General features: G+C 61.0%; 14 protein-coding genes. 2 read left to right on the top strand and 12 right to left on the bottom strand.

Annotated features, from left to right (window positions below; genetic code table 11):
• The 5 genes from EOA22_RS06935 to EOA22_RS06915 form a co-directional block, all read right to left on the bottom strand.
• Positions 1-401 (bottom strand): hypothetical protein (locus EOA22_RS06935; RefSeq protein ID WP_013530422.1); only part of this gene is annotated, 401 nt, incomplete at its 3' end.
• Between the two features lie 54 nt (positions 402-455).
• Positions 456-2,123, bottom strand: coding sequence for a peroxidase family protein (locus EOA22_RS06930; RefSeq protein ID WP_063168713.1), 1,668 nt, complete (start codon positions 2,121-2,123; stop codon positions 456-458).
• A 136-nt stretch (positions 2,124-2,259) separates the two neighbouring features.
• Positions 2,260-3,135, bottom strand: a complete 876-nt coding sequence (locus EOA22_RS06925) for a DMT family transporter (RefSeq protein WP_244514330.1) — start codon at positions 3,133-3,135, stop codon at positions 2,260-2,262.
• A 138-nt stretch (positions 3,136-3,273) separates the two neighbouring features.
• Positions 3,274-3,972, bottom strand: coding sequence for a TIGR00730 family Rossman fold protein (locus EOA22_RS06920; protein ID WP_013530425.1), 699 nt, complete (start codon positions 3,970-3,972; stop codon positions 3,274-3,276).
• 38 nt (positions 3,973-4,010) lie between these two features.
• Positions 4,011-4,781 (bottom strand): hypothetical protein, encoded by a 771-nt coding sequence (locus EOA22_RS06915; RefSeq protein ID WP_013530426.1) that lies wholly within the window; start codon positions 4,779-4,781, stop codon positions 4,011-4,013.
• 825 nt (positions 4,782-5,606) lie between these two features.
• Between EOA22_RS06915 and EOA22_RS06910 the strand changes: the two genes are divergently transcribed.
• Positions 5,607-5,804: a hypothetical protein gene (locus EOA22_RS06910; RefSeq protein ID WP_013530427.1), complete on the top strand. Its 198-nt coding sequence runs from the start codon at positions 5,607-5,609 to the stop codon at positions 5,802-5,804.
• 145 nt (positions 5,805-5,949) lie between these two features.
• Here the strand turns inward: EOA22_RS06910 and EOA22_RS06905 are convergent, their stop codons facing one another.
• Positions 5,950-6,468: a ferritin-like domain-containing protein gene (locus EOA22_RS06905; RefSeq protein WP_013530428.1), complete on the bottom strand. Its 519-nt coding sequence runs from the start codon at positions 6,466-6,468 to the stop codon at positions 5,950-5,952.
• A gap of 442 nt (positions 6,469-6,910) precedes the next feature.
• Here EOA22_RS06905 and EOA22_RS06900 point away from each other — a divergent pair, with 442 nt between their 5' ends.
• Positions 6,911-8,473, top strand: coding sequence for a GMC family oxidoreductase N-terminal domain-containing protein (locus EOA22_RS06900; RefSeq protein WP_063168709.1), 1,563 nt, complete (start codon positions 6,911-6,913; stop codon positions 8,471-8,473).
• A gap of 65 nt (positions 8,474-8,538) precedes the next feature.
• Here EOA22_RS06900 and EOA22_RS06895 read toward each other — a convergent pair whose 3' ends face one another.
• The 6 genes from EOA22_RS06895 to EOA22_RS06870 all read right to left on the bottom strand — a co-directional run.
• Positions 8,539-10,065 carry an aldehyde dehydrogenase family protein gene (locus tag EOA22_RS06895; RefSeq protein WP_063170303.1) on the bottom strand — a complete coding sequence of 509 codons (1,527 nt, stop codon included), beginning with the start codon at positions 10,063-10,065 and terminating at the stop codon, positions 8,539-8,541.
• Positions 10,065-10,871: a creatininase family protein gene (locus tag EOA22_RS06890; protein ID WP_013530431.1), complete on the bottom strand. Its 807-nt coding sequence runs from the start codon at positions 10,869-10,871 to the stop codon at positions 10,065-10,067. Before EOA22_RS06890 ends, EOA22_RS06895 begins: the two co-directional genes overlap by 1 nt.
• Positions 10,868-11,842, bottom strand: coding sequence for an ABC transporter permease (locus EOA22_RS06885; RefSeq protein ID WP_024503985.1), 975 nt, complete (start codon positions 11,840-11,842; stop codon positions 10,868-10,870). Before EOA22_RS06885 ends, EOA22_RS06890 begins: the two co-directional genes overlap by 4 nt.
• A gap of 10 nt (positions 11,843-11,852) precedes the next feature.
• A complete protein-coding gene (locus EOA22_RS06880) occupies positions 11,853-12,875 on the bottom strand; it encodes a Gfo/Idh/MocA family oxidoreductase (protein WP_013530433.1) in 1,023 nt (340 codons plus the stop codon).
• Between the two features lie 10 nt (positions 12,876-12,885).
• On the bottom strand, positions 12,886-15,429 hold the full coding sequence (locus tag EOA22_RS06875) for an ATP-binding cassette domain-containing protein (protein ID WP_063168708.1): 2,544 nt from the start codon (positions 15,427-15,429) through the stop codon (positions 12,886-12,888).
• Positions 15,430-15,545: 116 nt separating this feature from the next.
• On the bottom strand, positions 15,546-16,259 hold a 714-nt coding region (locus EOA22_RS06870), incomplete at its 5' end, for a sugar ABC transporter substrate-binding protein (protein ID WP_127389894.1).

Here is a 16,259-nt window from a genome sequence, read left to right as displayed (position 1 = left end):
CACTTGCAGCGTGACATCACGTAGTCGCCGAGGCGCTTATGATATGCGCTCAAACGGTTTTTCTTTATTTGATCGGGCGGGCCGGCGTTCGGGTCGAGATTGTAGTGATCGGGAAATGTATAGTCCTCACCGGGTCCATCCGCCGGCGCAATGGTGGCGATCGTTTGCTCGACGTCGCCGGTGAAGGGAAAGGCGATGTTCACGATCAGGTCTTGGTCGAAGTATGGTTGGATGGTGATCTCCTCCCAGGTTTTGTCCCTGGGCGTCATGAACCCACGCAGCAGGTCCTTCATCGCCTCCTGATCTCCACTTCTGAAGATCGCTTGCTTGGCCGGATCCTTGATCAGGTCTCGGATGAATTCGCCAAGCGCCTCGAACTGCACATCTTTGAACTTCACCATGTCCACTTTCCCCGCTAAACCAGATTGAGCACTGTAGCGCTGCCGTTATCAGCGCTATTGAAAACCCTGACTGCCGAGCAGGCCGCCAAGCACTTCATCCGATACCTTCGCAGTATCATTGAGATCGAGCAGTCCTGCCAGCGTTTTTGGCTCTACGTCCGGAATGAGCCTGCGAGAGGTGATATCCGTATCGGCAGCCTTGAACAGTGCGGATGCGATCGTGGCGGCCACCACATAGGAGCCAACTGGGCCAAGATGGCTGCCGTCATTACCAAGAACGGACGCCTCCTGGATGATATAGTAGGAGAGAGGTGTTTGCCTCAGGAACTCCGGGTACCGTTGCAAAGCGGCCCGAAGTCGGCCGGCGTTGTAGACGTAACGTTTGGCGCAGGCGGCCGTGGGAAGCATGTCATTGCCCGTCAGGACCGGCACATCGATACTGTTGTCGCCCAGGGCGGTCTTCACCGCACCGGCCACGTCCTGCCCGGATGGCAAACCAAGGTCGTAACAGCGCCAGCAATCCATGAAGGCAACCGGCCGGACTGTGCCGTTCAATTCCGCACTCAGGCCGGCAATCGTCAGTTCTTTCGACAGGAATGGTCCTATGCGCCGGGCACTTTGAGCTTTCGACGGGGGGTCGGCTGAGGCAAACCGGTTCCAGTCGACAATCCAGTTCTCGGGTATTGGAATCTCCCCACCCGGGCGCAGGCTGGAAAAGGACAGCATTTTGCGCAGATTGGCTGGTTCTTCGACCGACCTGTCGTTCACGACATAGAACTGCCGGACCATGGCGTGGGCAAAGCGCGACGCACCGAAGGTGAATTCCAAAGGCAGCGCATTGAAAGTCTCAAGTGCCGAGACTCCGGCGCCAAGAAAATCGTCACTGGCGAAAAAATGGTCCCATATTTCCGGAGCCAGAACTTTTCTCAGATAGTCGTTGATGATCACAGTGCGGTAAACCGAGGTCAGATAGATCCTGGCACGCTTGTAAGCTTCTGCTGGGTCGGTGCCGATGCCAAGCAGCAGATCCACGATCCTGTTGTGGATGCCCATGAGTGTGCAGAGCAGTTGCGACAGGACAAGATTGTCGTCGTTTCGCGGATCCGCCACCAAGGGCCGATAAGGCGATCGCCGACCCTCGACACTGATAAACTTGCCCGAGAAGTCGATGCGCGGCAAATCACGGCCTTGCATGGTCTTACCGTCGACCGGAAGCATACTGCCTTTCATGCAAGGCAAGCCGATCGGAAAGCGGCAAGCCGACAGGTCCGCCCCATCCGCAACATCGTAGAGATGGGCGTCGACGATTGGCCCCCGCCCATAGAGCCCCGAAAGGTCAAGGCCTTGCGAGGACGCGTTCTTCAAATGATGGGTTTTGCCTGTCGGCTTGGGCAATCCGAATATTTGGCTGAAGACGATGTCATGGAACACGAATTGACCGAAATAGGTAAAGCCGGCTGGTGTAGGGCTGAGATCACTGCCTTCAAGTCCATCGGTCGGGCCGACCATTTCCGCCGTGATGTCCAGCAAGCCCGCCTTGGTGCGGTCGATGGCGCTCTCGTCTTCGGTTGCGTCAAACAAGGCGATCGGCATGTCCGCCAGGGACGGGAAGAGCCTGATGCCTCTCAAGGTCGGCTTGTCGTTGAGGCCGTCGTCTGAATTCTGGTTTGACCGGTTCGGTATGTTGGCGGCTTCGAAGGAGGACGTTTCGCCGTGGAGCATCGAAGTAGACCTCGTTTTCCAGAAGGATGAATGCGGCCAGGCGAGTAGCTTGGCATGAATCCGGGAGTAGAAACAGACTTGCCCGTCGGTGGTCTGAATGGCGCGGCCCCAGAGCAGAGCGACATTGCCGAGGCGATCATGACACTGACGGATCGAGCTTCGGGCCCGCCGAGACGGCGGTGAACAGCACACAGGACAGAATGACGCCCGCACCCAGAAGCCCGTCGGGCGAAAGCCGTTCACCAAGCAGAGCGGCAGCGGAAATGGCGGCGAACACACCCTCTCCGCTGCAAATCACCGCCGCATGGGACGAAGTGGTGTAGCGCTGTGCAGAAGTCTGCAGGCAAAAGCCGACAGCGGTCGAGAACACACCAAGCGTGATGAGTTCTGGCCATGCTGCCATAATTGCCTGAAATGTCATTGTGCCCTGCAGGGCGAAAGGTAGCGTGGCAACGGCCGTGCCGATGAACTGTGCGGCCGCCGTCGCGAAGGGATGGCCATGTGCCTGCACATGCCGCCCGAGTTCGACCGTCCATACTGCAAAACAGATTGCAGTCAGGACGGCGAAAGCGTCGCCGGCGGTTGCCGAACCATTGAAGCCGCCCGCCAGGAGAGCCGATCCCACGACCGTCAGAATTGCGACGAATAGGATCAGTGCACTTGGACGCTCCCTCATGATCAGCCATGCGGCGATCGGCGTGATAACAGTGGAAGCGCTGATAAGGAGGCTCGAGTTCGTCACCGTCGTGCTGACATAGGACAATTGCTGGACCACACAGCCGAGAGCAAAAAGCAGAACCACTCTCGCCACACTTGGAAACCAGCCGGTGTTGGTTTCGGGGTCGCGCTCCCGCACCGCGAATGGCAACGTCACCAGTCCGGCGATCACGCTGGTCAGGAAAACAACCGCCATGGGATCGAGGTGGGCCAGTATGGTCTTGTGGGACACATTGCCCACTCCCCAAATGAGCGCAGCAAGCATTAGCAAGGAATTTGCCTTGAATCTGGACATGATTGATCGCATCACCACAGCGGGCAATGGCTCCAACGGTTTGTGATCGGGTTTGAAAGCGATGATCGGGGCCGACGGACCCCGTCATCGTCGAGGTGGCTGGTGTTGCGCGGAAGAACGCGTCTTTTGGTTCGCGATCTATCCGGGGCCAGCACTCGATATATGTGATCTGCGCAAGACGGGGATGGTGGGCAGCAGGACGGGCGTTGGCGGTTCGTTCTGCTCGAAACTGACGCTGCGCTGAAGAAGCGGAAGGATGGCCTCCGGGGTTGCCGAAACCATTTGCGTGCATCGAGTTGACGAGTTCATGAAGCCAGCCTCGGACATGCTCTCGAAGACGCCGAGAAGTGGTGACCAGAAGCCTTTGAAATTCGCCAGGACCAGCGGCTTGCAGTGCCTTTCCAGCTTGCGAAGCGTCATGACCTCGGTCAGTTCCTCAACGGTTCCGATGCCGCCAGGCAAGGCTACAAATGCATCCGCGTAGTCAAACATGAGCTGTTTGCGGATACTCATGTCGGGAACTGAAATCGTCTGGCATCCCGATAATAGCATTCTCATCCGCTCGATCAGGAACTGCGGGGTGATCGCGATCACGGTTCCACCCCCTTCTGCTGCGGCAATAGCCACCTGGCCCATCAGGCCATCACAGCCACCGCCATAGACCAGGCGAATACCTGCTGCGGCTATCGTCTCGCCAAGGATGGTGGCGCAACGGGCGTGGTCGGGATCGTTGCCAAGCATGGCGCCGCCGAAAACGCAGATCGTGCCGATGCGTCGCTGCAAGGGATAGGAGCGGCCGATCTGTTCTGCGGAATTGTCGGATGATGATCCAAACATGGTGTCTCTCCAAATGAGGTTGGAATAGCGAAGCTTGATCAGCCGGCGGAATGATCGCGGGCTGCGCGAGGTTGGCTCGATCGGAACAGAAGCAGGTCAGCCCAGGACCAGAGCAGGTAACAAACGAGAAGGCTGGCGGGCGTAGACCAATGCTGTGGCTGTTCGACTTCGAATTTGAACAGCGATGCACAGAGTTCTGTCCCGGCGGCGATGAGGGCCGGCAGCCGGCTGAGAAGGACCATGACGCGAAACGGGTCGGGGCCGTATTCCGACAAGTTGAGGATCCGGACACCGGGTCGGTGGCAAGCACTGCCGAATTTTCCAACGGAATGAAGCAGGCCCGATGTCAACGCCAGCAACGGATGGCCAAGTTCAAACAGGGCCAGGCCAAGGCAACCGGCACCAACGCCGGACAGGAAATCACCCAGGCGGTTGAGATTTTCCCTAGGCTTGAGACGTCCGTTCCAGGCGCGATGGTAGATCTCGCCGCTGGCGAAGAAGATCGCCGTCGCCGAGGTCATTGCGATCGCAGCGAAATTGCCCGTCAAATAATGGCTGATGGCGGCCGGCGCGCCTGTCCAGAGGAGTTGGTTCAGATCGCCGGATACGAGAATCTGCGCCGTAATCCCCTGACAAAGACCAATGAGGTTGCCGACATTGTAGGCTCCCCCAGGGCCAGACATCCGTGCCGTTAACGCGCTGCGCCAAGCAAGGAGGCGCGGAGACCGAACCGTGAAGGATGAGGCTGTTTCGCGAGCTGAAATTTCGACTGGGGCTACACGCAGCGGCTTATTGATGTTGAGCGTCATGTCGGGTTCCTCCCTTATGACGCATGCTTTGCAGTGCTCCGCGTGATCTCAACGTGAATTGCGCTGGAATGGGTCCGTCCAGGCTAACAGGCAGATCGCATTGGCGGTTCCTGCAAGGTGACGGTTGATCTACTTCTCTCAATTGCCTCGGCCAGCCTTATCCCGCGGCGAGCTTCTGTGTCGGCGGGGCCTTGCAGCCCTGGCCGACGACATTGTCTAAGCGGATCGCCTGCCGAGCCTCCATTGACAGCCATCCGGATGCACGGGCCGCGAAGACCGGAAATCATCTCTCGACGATCATGCGAAGACACCGGGGAACGATGATCGTTATTTCACGCTGAATTACGCTGAGTTGCCCAACATCACAGCCGCAACGCCAGACTGACATCCGCAAAAGGCTGAGCGGTCGAACCTGAACCTCAACTGAATCCAAGGATGGAATTCGATCATGCTACGCAGCTTGACGAAAACATTCACCGCCATCTCGACAATCGCCGTTCTCATGGCACCTCTGATGACTCCCAATGCGGCCTACGCGAACAGCACCACCGTTCCGCGCAAATGCATAAACGGCGTGGCAAGGTGCGCATCTCGCTATCCAGCAAGCTTTCGAGACCACCCATTTCAATTCAGCGGGACAGTGCAACGCACCTTACTCCCGAGGTTGGCGCAACGCTCTCCGGGTCGGCATCCATCTCAAGCTCCTTCGAACGCCCGGCTTGTCTGAGGGTCTTCACAAAATGTTACGTAAGGGAACGTTCGCGCCTGACTCTTCTTAGGCAATCGAGGCGGTTGTCGCCTCGTGCATTGTGAAGGAGAAGAAGAATGCCCAATCAAGGTGGTAGCCACGAACAGCATGTGAAGGCAGGCCAGCAGAGCCACAAGAATGCCGACAATAAAAACCGTCAGCAACAGCAGGCCGCTGGTGGTGGTCAACGGCAGCAGGGCGATGGATCCGGCATGCGTGGTGGAACCCACGAACAGCACGTGAAAGCTGGCGAACAAAGTCACAAAAACCGCTGATCGCGGGTGATTTCAGCAGACCCACCCCGAAGTATCGGGGTGGGTCTGATTGCATCTGAAAGAGGTGCTATCGACGACGCTGCGGTTAGGGTCGCGAAAGTCGCCCCGGCGACTTTGCCGGGGCGACTTCAGTCAGGACGCCCAGTCAGGCAGCTTGCTCCAGGGCGCGCTCATTGACACCGCCTTCGCCCAGCCCGGAAAGCGCTTCGTCCGTCGCGACCTCCTCTTTCAATGTCTCGTTGAGGAGCTTGACCACGTCGCTCTTGCCAAGCTGTTCAGCCCACGCGACCAACGTGCCGTAGCGCGCGATTTCATAATGTTCGACGGCCTGTGCCGCGCCGACCAGCCCAGCATCCAGGGCTGGGTCGCCCTTGTATTCGTCGAGAATTTCCGACCCTTCCTCAAGAATGCCGTCGATCGCCGGACAGGTTTTGCCGCGCGCCGGTTTGTCCATAAGTTCGAACACTTGCTCGAGCCGATCAACCTGGCCTTCGGTTTCCATGCGATGTTTTTCGAAGGCCGCAGCCACCTCCTCGGATTCGGCGCCCTTTGCCATCTTCGGCAAGGCCTTGAGTATCTTCTTTTCAGCGTAGTAGATGTCCTTCAGCCCATCGAGGAACAAAGCCTCCAGTCCCTTGGTCGTCGCTCTTTTTGCAGTCGCCATGATTTGTCTCCCTTGGATTGTCGTGAAAGCTCACCGGCGGTGTAGCCATGGACTAACTTTCCATGGAAGCAGTTGTTCCCTGGGGGCGACGTGGAAGGGCAGCGCGTCGAACACCGCTTTTATCGAGGGCCGATCGACATCAAAAGGCGATGGACGATGACGGTGTGAGAGCCGCCGGCAGGGGGGACGGAAAGCACCGGGGTTCGTCGCGCTGTATGGAGTAGATGGTGAAAAGAGATACTTCCGATGGGTTCATATACGAAATCATATTTACATATAAAACAAATCATGATGATCTTGCTGTCGTGCAACGGCGGCTAAGGTGGTCGGTTCCGGCGTCCGTCGCCGAGCCTGAATGCCAGCAGATGATCGTGCACAATGAAATCAAAGATGATGTCGCGGTCGAGTGAGCCGTGCATTGGTCGGATGTAGGGAGTGCGGCATGCCCTTTGATGTCATCGTTGTCGGAGCCGGCGCAGCCGGGGCTGTCCTTGCCGCCCGGCTCACCGAAGATGCGGCCACGAACGTGCTTTTGCTGGAAGCGGGGCCGGACTACCGGAGCGGCGAGCAACCTGCCGAGATGGCGAGTCCAAATCCCTTCAACCTGCTGCTTCCCGATCATTTTCAGCAACAATATATGTACCCCGACCTGATGGCTCGCCGCACCAAGCGGCAGGAGCATCGGGTCTACTGGCGCGGCAAGGGGCTTGGCGGTTCGACGGCCGTCAATGGGCAGATTGCCATTCGCGGCGTGCTCCATGCCTTCGACCGCTGGGAGGAAATCGGATGCAAGGGCTGGTCGGGAGCCGACGTGCTGCCCTTCTTCCGCCGGCTGGAGGATGACCCGATCGCGGCTAATTTTCACGGCAGCGATGGCCCGATTCCGATCTACCGCGCGCCTGTCGAAAGCTGGGGAAGCGTCGACAAGGCCATGCGCCAAAGCGCGATGGCCCTCGGCCATCCCTGGCATGACGATCTCAATGCTCCGGATGCCGAAGGGGCTTGCACCTATCCCATCAACAGTCGAGCCGGCAAGCGCGTGTCGGTCAATGACGGCTATCTGGAAGCTGCCCGCGACCGGCCGAACCTCACCATCATCGGGCAGGCGACGGTGGACAAGGTGCTTTTCGATGGCAAGAAAGCGATCGGCGTTTTGGCCATCGTGGCCGGTCAGGTTCGCAAATTCGAGGCGCCGCTGGTCATCGTCTCGGCCGGCGCCATCCACTCTCCAGTCATCCTGCAGCGCTCGGGCATCGGTCCGGCGGCTCTCTTGAATCGAAAGGACATCGAGGTGCTTGCCGACCTGCCGGTCGGCGAAGGTTTCTTCGACCATCCTTATTGCCGCATCGAACTGAAGCTGAAGCCGGAATTCAAGGCGACCGATGTCGACGCGCGGCATACCAACTGCTGTGTGCGGACGAGTTCCGGCGTGCCGGGTGCCGAGCGCGACGACATTCTTTACGTCGCCATGAACCATGGCGGTATCGGCGTGGAATCCGACAGCGCCCAGTTCGGCGAGGCCATGGTCAATCTGATCCTGATGGAAGCCAAGAGCCGGGGCACCGTGCAGTTGCGTTCCGCCAATCCCTTCGACCAGCCGATCGTGGAAGAGAACATGCTGGACGATCCGATGGATCTTCAGCGCATGCGTATCGCCTATCGCCACCTTGGCGAGATTGCCCGGCAAGCGCCGATCCAGGCGATCGCCGAGCGCGTCCTGCTGGGGGATTCCGATCTGCCTTTGTCATGGCTCGAAATGGCAAGCGACGAGGAGGTCGACAATTTCCTGCTGGCGCAGTCTTCCGATGCGCAGCATGGGATCGGCGGCTGTTGCATGGGTAGGCCCGGTGAGGCCGTGGTCGATCCGGAATGCCGGGTCTACGGTTTTGAAGGGCTGCGGGTTATCGATGCGTCGATCATGCCGCTCGATTGCCAGGCAAACACCAATCTGACCTCGATCATGATTGGCGAGAAAATGGCCGACAGCCTGCGCCGGTCCATCTGACAGCTCGCTGCCGAACGGCATACGGTCGCACGGGAGGCCCGCGCAAAAGGCGCGGGCCTTGAATGTCAGCGAGTGACGTCCACGGTAATCGTCTTCAGGTCGCACATTTCCATCAGCGTGTGCCGACCCCCGGTGCGGCCGAGGCCGCTCTGCGTCCCGGCGGCGCCGCCGGCAGGAATATGCGGCTCCCAATAGCAGCTCATCTCGTTGACGTTGACGATACCGACCCTCAGGCTTTCAGCAAAGGCAAAGGCGTTCTTGATGGTGCTGGTGAAGACCGCGGCCGACAGGCCGTAGGGGCTGGACGCCGCAAGTTCCATCGCCTCCTCGTCGGTCTCGAAGGTCAGCACGGGTGCAATCGGCCCGAAGGATTCCTCGACGTTGAGCAGGCTTTCCCGGGTCAGTCCTGTGACGATCGACGGCTCGAAATAGAGATTGGTGGCAAAACCCGACGCCACATTGCCGCCGGTGACGATCTCGGCGCCACGAGCGCGGGCGTCCGCAATGTGGCTGAGCACCTTGTCGACGGCGACCGCATTGTTGATCGGCCCCATCGTCGTCGCGGGATCGAAAGGGTCGCCCATTTTCACCTTCGCGGCCGCTTTCACCAGACCTTCGATAAACCGGTCATGGATGGATTTATGCACCAGCACGCGTTCGGTGGCCGTGCAGATCTGCCCGGCATTGGCAAAGCAGCCGGCCCCCACCTGGGCGGCGGCCATGTCGATATCGGCATCGGCTAGCACGATGGTCGGGCCGTTGCCGCCCATTTCGAGCAGAAGCGGCTTGCCCGCGCCACGCCGGGCGATCGTCGCGCCGGTGGCGGAACTGCCGGTGAAGCCGATGGCATGGGTGCCCGGATGAACGACGGCCTCGTCGCCCACCTCCGCACCATCTCCCAGAACGAGATTGATGGCGCCGTCCGGCAAGCCCGCCTCGATGAAGCATTCGACAAGTGCCGTGGCAATCAGCGATGTCGTCGGCGCCGGCACCCAGACAACGGTGTTGCCCGTTGCGACGGCCGGTCCGAGATAGTAGAGGCAGGGCAGGGCGAGCGGGAAATTCCATGGCGTGATGATGGCAAAGATGCCCTTCGGCTGCAGGAAGCTGAAGGCGCGCTTGTTGGCATCGGCCAGGGGAAACGCCGCCGTCTCCAGCCACTTCATCTGCTCTGCCGCATTGCGGAAACCGAGAGCTGCCGCCGATGCTTCGGCCTTTGCCTCGCTGTGGAAGGGCTTACCCTGTTCCAGGCAGAGCAGGTGGGCAAGCTCTTCGGCGCGCCTGTCGATCGCGTCGGCGATGCGTATGCACAATTGAGCGCGTGCGAAGGTTCCCATCTTGCGCATGGTCCCGCGTGCGCCTTCGGCGGCTTTCACCGCGCGACCGACATCGGCGCGGGTGGAAAGGGAGAGATAGCCGAGATGCTCGCCCGTCGAAGGACTATCGATTTTCAGGAATTTGCCCGAGCTGCCGGCAATCCACTCGCCGCCGATGCGGTTGATGCCGATGCGGGCGGCTGCTTCCGGCTCCGAGACGATCGCCATGCCACGCAGGTTGGGGCCTTCGAGAGAAGATTTGAAATGGACTGTCATCATGCGTTCCTTTGGCCGAATTCGGATTGGATGTTCAAAATGGCGGCGCGGCTGCGTTCCACGGCTGCGATGAAAAGTCTGCTGCCGGCCTCCGCGCTTGCCTGCGATGGCGTGCCGATGACGCCGTTGTCGCGGATGGCTTCGAAACGGCGCCAGACGGTGACGGCCGGCGCGGCGTAAAGGTGAGGATCCGGCCAGGATGGCGGAGTGCCGCCTGGCGGGATGAGATCGCGGCGAACGCTGTCGCCAAGCACATGCATCATCAACGACGTTTCAAGCGCGCAAGCGTGACCGGTGCCTGTGGCGGCATCGGGCAGGGCCTGCGCCGCCACGTCGGCGATGAGATCGAAATACGAGAAACCCGCGGTGACGATGCCACGCTTGCCAAGGGTGGTGATCGCCACCTGGATGGCGGCGCGGTTTCCGCCATGGCCGTTCAGCATGACCGGCAGGAAGCCGTCTTCGGCAAGGCAGGTGCAGAGATCGACGAGAACGGCGATGAAGATCTGCGGGCTGAGGCTCATGGTGCCGGAGAAAGAGCGATGATGCTCGGACGAGCCATAGGCGAAAGGTTCGGCGACACGGATGGAGGCCTGTCCTTCCGCCGCGGCGAGCGCAACCGCTTCCGCAAGCCAGCAATCGACGCCGAGCGGCAGATGCGGGCCATGTTGCTCGACAGCGCCGAGCGGTAGAATGACGACGGGTTTATGCACGCCGGCTGTCGCGTGTCTTTCCGTATCCGGGGAGGTCATCAGCGCAAAGCTGGATCCAGGCGGGATCGGCAAGGCCGGAGCTGGCTCGTTCATCGTGCTGCCTCGACAAGCCGGGCCTTGGCGTAGGTCATGCCGGAATCGGCCAGGAGAGCGACCATGATGATTGCTCCCTTGTAGAGTTCGAGGCTGGACGGGTCCGTGCCGAACACCCGAAGCGCTGTCGTCAGCAGGCTGACGATCAGCGCGCCGACGACCGCGCCCCACACCGTTCCCCTGCCGCCGAAAATACTGGTGCCGCCAAGTACGGCCGCGGCGATCGCGTCCAGAAGCAGCGAGGTCCCGCCGATGTTGGGCGTCACGACCGGCACCCGGCTGATCATGATCACGGCTGTCAGGAAGACGAAGATACTGGAGGCGCAATAGACGAGGATCGTGTGTTTCGTCACCGGGATGCCGGCAAGTTCCGCGGCTCCGGCATCCGATCCGAGCGCATAGGTACGCAGCCCGAAACGGCTGTGCCGCATCAGGATTGCTGCTACGGCGACGATCAGCAGCGTTGCGAAAATGACATTGGGAATGCCGAAGCTGCGTTCGATGCCGACCGCGCGAAGCGTCGGATCCTTCAGCATCAGGACGCCTTTGGAGGCAACGGCAAGCGTTGCGCCCTGCAGCGCGACCATTGTGGCCAATGTCGTCACGAAGGGCGGTATCTTCAACAGTGCGATAACGGCGCCGTTCGCGAGGCCGATCACCACCATCACGGCAAAGCCGACGAGCAAGGCAAGCGGCAGGCTGGCGCCGCCGTCGATCAGGCTGGCGATGAAGACGGCACAGAAGGCGACGCCGACGCCGGCGGACAGGTCGATGCCTGCCGTCAGCAGAACGATCAGGGCGCCAAGCGCCAGTATGGCGATCGGGGTCGCCTGGGCGACGATGTTGATGAGGCTGGCGGTTGAAACGATGCGGGCGTCGATGAGCGCGAAGATCGCCAGCAGGATGACCAGCAGGATCAACGGCGAGAGGTCGAGAAAGCGCCTGCACCAAATGTTCTGTTGGCGGGTCATGAGGGTTCTCTCATCGGATGTGCCAATCTTCGACCGGTTCGCGCAGGCCTGATTTGACGCTGCGCAGGATTGCATCATTGACGGCGACGGCGCGCAGGGCGTCGTCGAGCGGCATCACGAAAGGGGTTTCGTCGCGAACCGCGGAAATGAAATGGTGGACCTCCTCGAAGAGATCCCCGGTGATGCGGCCATTGACGGTCGGCCAGTGCAAGGCGTCGGGCTGCGACCACTGTCCATGCGATAGGATACGTAGACCGTGGTCGCGCACGTCGAGGTCGATCATGCCTTCGGTGCCGATGATTTCGGTGCGCGCCCAGATGCCGGTCGGAACGGTCGGTGGCAGCGTCCAGCCGAAGTAGAGCTGTCCGCTCATTCCGTTCGACAGCTCGACGGTGGAGAAGATCGCGTCTTCGGAGCGAACTCCGAGCGAAGGCATGAGCTTGGCGACCGATCGGGAGTAGACGGCGATGATGTCTGAACCTGAGATCCATTGCAGCGCATCCACGTCGTGCACGCCGAGGTAGAAGCAGACGCTCGAGTTTCCGTTCATGCGAAGACCGACTTCGCGATTGGTGAAACGGCCGCTGCTGCCGTGGATCGGCTCGCCGATCCGCCCGGATTTCACCGCTGCCGCGGCTTCGCAATAGCGCGGGTCGAACCGCAGGATGTGGCCGACCAACAGACGCGCGCCGTTTCTCTCCGCCGCTTTCGCAATCGCCTTGGCAGCGGAAAGATCATGAGCCATCGGTTTTTCGAGCAGCACCGGCTTGCCGGCATCGAGCAGAGTGCGGCAGACGTCTTCATGCAGCGTATCGGGTGCCGCCACTATGTAGGCGTCGGCGGCATTGGCAGTCAGCGCGGCGGCGGCATCGGTGAAATGCCGGACGCCGAAATCGGACGCGGCCTTGCTTCCCGAGGCAGCGTTCGGATCAACGAATGCCGATAGTTCCGCGACAGGGCTCTCGGCAACCACCTGCGCATGCAGGAGACCCATGTAGCCGGCACCGACGATGGCGATCTTCAATTTGCTCAAAGGGTCCTCCTTACAGGCATGGTGCAAGGTTGGATGCTGGCCGGGGTGCGCAGGCTGGTGGTGTGATCGTGCGATCACCGAAGGCCAGCGTCATCACATCTTCTTCCGTCGCCCCACGCGCCAGCGTGCCGACAGAGTGGCCTTCGCGCATGACGACGATGCGGTCGGCAACGCCGAGGACCTCGGGCAACTCGCTCGACACCATGAGGATCGCCGCGCCCTCGGCCTTCAATCTTGCGATCAGGTGATGGAGTTCGGACTTTGCGCCGACGTCGACGCCGCGTGTCGGCTCGTCGAGCAGGATGATCTTCGGCTTGGTGGCAAGCCATTTGCCGATGACGACCTTCTGCTGATTGCCGCCCGAGAGTTCGATGGCCATCTTGTCGGGCTGGGCCGGCCGCACGCCGAGTGAGCCGATGAGATCGCGCGCGAGAGCCAGGATGTGGCGAGGTCTCAGCAGGCCGAAGTGACTGTTGTCGCGAATCCAGGCGAGGGACAGGTTATCCCTGATCGACATCGTGCCGACAAAGCCTTCCAGATGCCGGTCTTCCGGTATGTAGACGATGCCGGCGCGATTGGCGGTCTTGGTGTCGCCGCTGGTCTGCTGCCCGCCGAAAATTCTGAGGGTGCCGCCATGCATGGGATCGAGGCCGGCAATCAGCCTGAGCACTTCGGAGCGGCCGCTGCCCATCAGGCCGGCGAGCGCGACGATTTCGCCCCTGCACACGCTGAGCGTCGCAGACTTCAAGAGCTTGCCATCGGAGATGTTGCTGATCTCGATCGCGGTCTCGCCGACTTGCGCTTTGAGATAGGGGAAGATGTCGCCGACATCGCGCCCGACCATCATGGAGACGATCTCGGCCTCGCTGGTCTGGCTGGTCTGGCGCTCGCCGATGAAGCGCCCGTCACGCAGAACGACGACGCGGTCGCACTGGCTGAAGATCTCTTCCATCTTGTGCGAGATGTAGAGGATGCCGGCGCCGCGAGCTCTCAGCCTGTCGATCAGGTCATAGAGCTGGTCGCGCTCGCGGTTGGAGAGCGCGCTGGTCGGCTCGTCCATGATGAAGAACCAGGCATCGGACAGAACGGCACGGGCGATTTCCACCATCTGCCGGTGCCCGACGGAAAGCGTTCGCAGTTCCGCGCCAATGTCGATATCGAGCGACAGCTCGTCCATGATGGCTTTCGCATCGCGCCGCATCCGGGCCCGGTCGAGAAATCCCAGGCGGGTGTGCGGTTCGCGGCCGATGAAGAGATTCTCCGCCACGGTCAGGTCCGGCGAAAGGCTGAAATGCTGATGGATGACGCTGATGCCCTTGGCGGCGCTGGGGGAGTGGAACTGGACGGCGTTGCCGTCGATGACGATCTCACCCTCGTCCGGGCGATGTAGACCGGAAATGCACTTCACCAGCGTCGATTTCCCGGCCCCGTTCTCGCCGGCAAGTCCCACCACCTCGCCGGCCGAGACGGCAAAGCTGACACCGTCGAGTGCCTTGACGCCCGGAAAAGACTTGCCAAGCCCGCGCAAGGCGATGCTGTGTTTGCCGACCGATGTTGCGGCGGTGTTGCGGGGCGACGGGGTGGACTTGCGGCCACCGGTCTTGAACAAGGCGGCGACACTCTCCGGCTGGCTGGTGAGAACGGCCACCAGAATGAGGCTCGCGGTGACGAAATAGATCAGGATCTGCGGCACCTGCAGGAACGACAGGCCGGTGTTGATGACGCCCAGCAGCAGCGCCCCGATCGCCGTTCCCCAGATCGAGCCCTGGCCGCCGGAGAGTTTCGTGCCGCCGATGATCGCGGCTGTGATGGCTGTAAATTCAAGGCCGGTGCCGGCAAGCGGCTGTGCCGAACCAAGGCGGCCGATGGTGAGGATCGCGCCGAGCCCGGCTGTCGCACCGGCAATCAGGTAGACGGAGATGCGCACGAGGTCGACGGGAACCAGAGAGGCCCGCGCCGCCCCCGCATTGCCGCCGATCGCATAGATCCAACGCCCGTATACCGTTCGATTGAGCACGAACCACCAGAGGCTCAGGCAGATGGCGGCGATGATGACGGAGACCGGCAGCAGGCCGATTGTCTCGCGTCCGGCGAAAAGCAGGACCGGATCGGCGACCGCGATGCTGGATGCGCCGGAGAGACTGAGCGCCAGGCCGCGCGCGAACGCCATGGTGGCGAGCGTTGCGATGAAAGGGGAGATGCCGGCAAAGCCGATCAGCGCTCCATTGAGCAGACCTATCGCGGCACCGCCACCGATCGCGGCGAGAAGGCTCAGGCTCGCCGAGCCGGTTGCCGTATAGGCAAGACCCGCGGCGATGCCGGAACAGGCGAGGTTGCTGCCGACGGAAATATCGATGCCGCGCGCGATGATCACGGCCGTCATGGCAAAGGAGATGAGGGCGATGACCGCACTCTGCTGCGCGATGCTGACAAGGTTGCCGGTCGACAGAAAGCGCGGATCGATCCAGCCGAAGACGGCGATGGCGACCAGCAGCACCGCGATGAGAACCGGTTCGTTGCGCCGTAGTAACGGAGAGGTCCAGGACTGGAACATGGGTCGGTCCTCTTATCGAGCATCATGCGCGGTCACCACGGAAGCGGCGACGGCGATCGTCAGGAAAAGGGGACGCCGGATGATACGTCATCCGGCGCTTGAGCCGCTTTAGGCTGTTACTTTGCCAGGGTCATGGCGGTCGCCGGAACCTTGGGACCGAGTTGCTCGGTATAGTTCTTGGCTTCCACCGCCTCCTTGTCGGTGTTGATGTATTCGAAGGTGAGGCCATCCGCCTTGAGCTTCGCCGCCGTCGCATCCGAGGTCACGAAATAGGTCGGCATGTAGAGATCCTGCGGCAGCTTTTCGCCGTTGGCCAGGCGAGCGGCAACGGCGATGTTCCAGTAGCCGACACGATAGGCGCCGGTCAGCACGTCCATCACCATCTTGCCGTCGTCGATCAGCGGCTTCATCTCGGCGTCGCCGTCATAGCCGCCGTAGAGCAGCTGGGTTCCCATCGAACTGGCAACGGAATCGGCTGCCAGGCAAAGGCTGTCGGAGATGCAGCCGATGGCCTTCAGGTCCGGATAGGTGGTGAGCCATGTCTGGGCGGCATTCGTTGCCTTGGCTGCGTCCCAGCCGGTCGGCTCGATGCCGACGACCTTGATGTCCGGAAACTCCTTTTTCAGGGTTTCGACAAAGCCTTTTTCGCGCGTGTCGGACACGAAGTTGCCACGCGAACCGACGAGCAGGGCGACTTCGCCCTTGCCGCCAAGCGACTTGCCGAGCGCGCGGGCAACCATCGACATGTTGTCGTAGTCCGGATAGAGCGTCGAATAGTTCGAGCCTGCCTCGACCTTGTTGCCCATGGTGATCACCGGAATGCCGGCGGC

It is taken from the genome of Mesorhizobium sp. M7A.F.Ca.US.014.04.1.1, from assembly GCF_003998745.1.
GTDB lineage: Bacteria > Pseudomonadota > Alphaproteobacteria > Rhizobiales > Rhizobiaceae > Mesorhizobium > Mesorhizobium ciceri.
Note: the sequence above shows the minus strand (reverse complement) of the source record. Positions and strands in the feature narration are given on the sequence as shown.

Coding starts and splice junctions, on each gene's coding strand:
- EOA22_RS06905 (WP_013530428.1), bottom strand. CDS start 6,468: ATGGCGACTGCAAAAAGAGCGACGACCAAGGGACTGGAGGCTTTGTTC.
- EOA22_RS06915 (WP_013530426.1), bottom strand. CDS start 4,781: ATGACGCTCAACATCAATAAGCCGCTGCGTGTAGCCCCAGTCGAAATT.
- EOA22_RS06895 (WP_063170303.1), bottom strand. CDS start 10,065: ATGACAGTCCATTTCAAATCTTCTCTCGAAGGCCCCAACCTGCGTGGC.
- EOA22_RS06920 (WP_013530425.1), bottom strand. CDS start 3,972: ATGTTTGGATCATCATCCGACAATTCCGCAGAACAGATCGGCCGCTCC.
- EOA22_RS06875 (WP_063168708.1), bottom strand. CDS start 15,429: ATGTTCCAGTCCTGGACCTCTCCGTTACTACGGCGCAACGAACCGGTT.
- EOA22_RS06930 (WP_063168713.1), bottom strand. CDS start 2,123: ATGCTCCACGGCGAAACGTCCTCCTTCGAAGCCGCCAACATACCGAAC.
- EOA22_RS06900 (WP_063168709.1), top strand. CDS start 6,911: ATGCCCTTTGATGTCATCGTTGTCGGAGCCGGCGCAGCCGGGGCTGTC.
- EOA22_RS06890 (WP_013530431.1), bottom strand. CDS start 10,871: ATGAACGAGCCAGCTCCGGCCTTGCCGATCCCGCCTGGATCCAGCTTT.
- EOA22_RS06885 (WP_024503985.1), bottom strand. CDS start 11,842: ATGACCCGCCAACAGAACATTTGGTGCAGGCGCTTTCTCGACCTCTCG.
- EOA22_RS06910 (WP_013530427.1), top strand. CDS start 5,607: ATGCCCAATCAAGGTGGTAGCCACGAACAGCATGTGAAGGCAGGCCAG.
- EOA22_RS06925 (WP_244514330.1), bottom strand. CDS start 3,135: ATGTCCAGATTCAAGGCAAATTCCTTGCTAATGCTTGCTGCGCTCATT.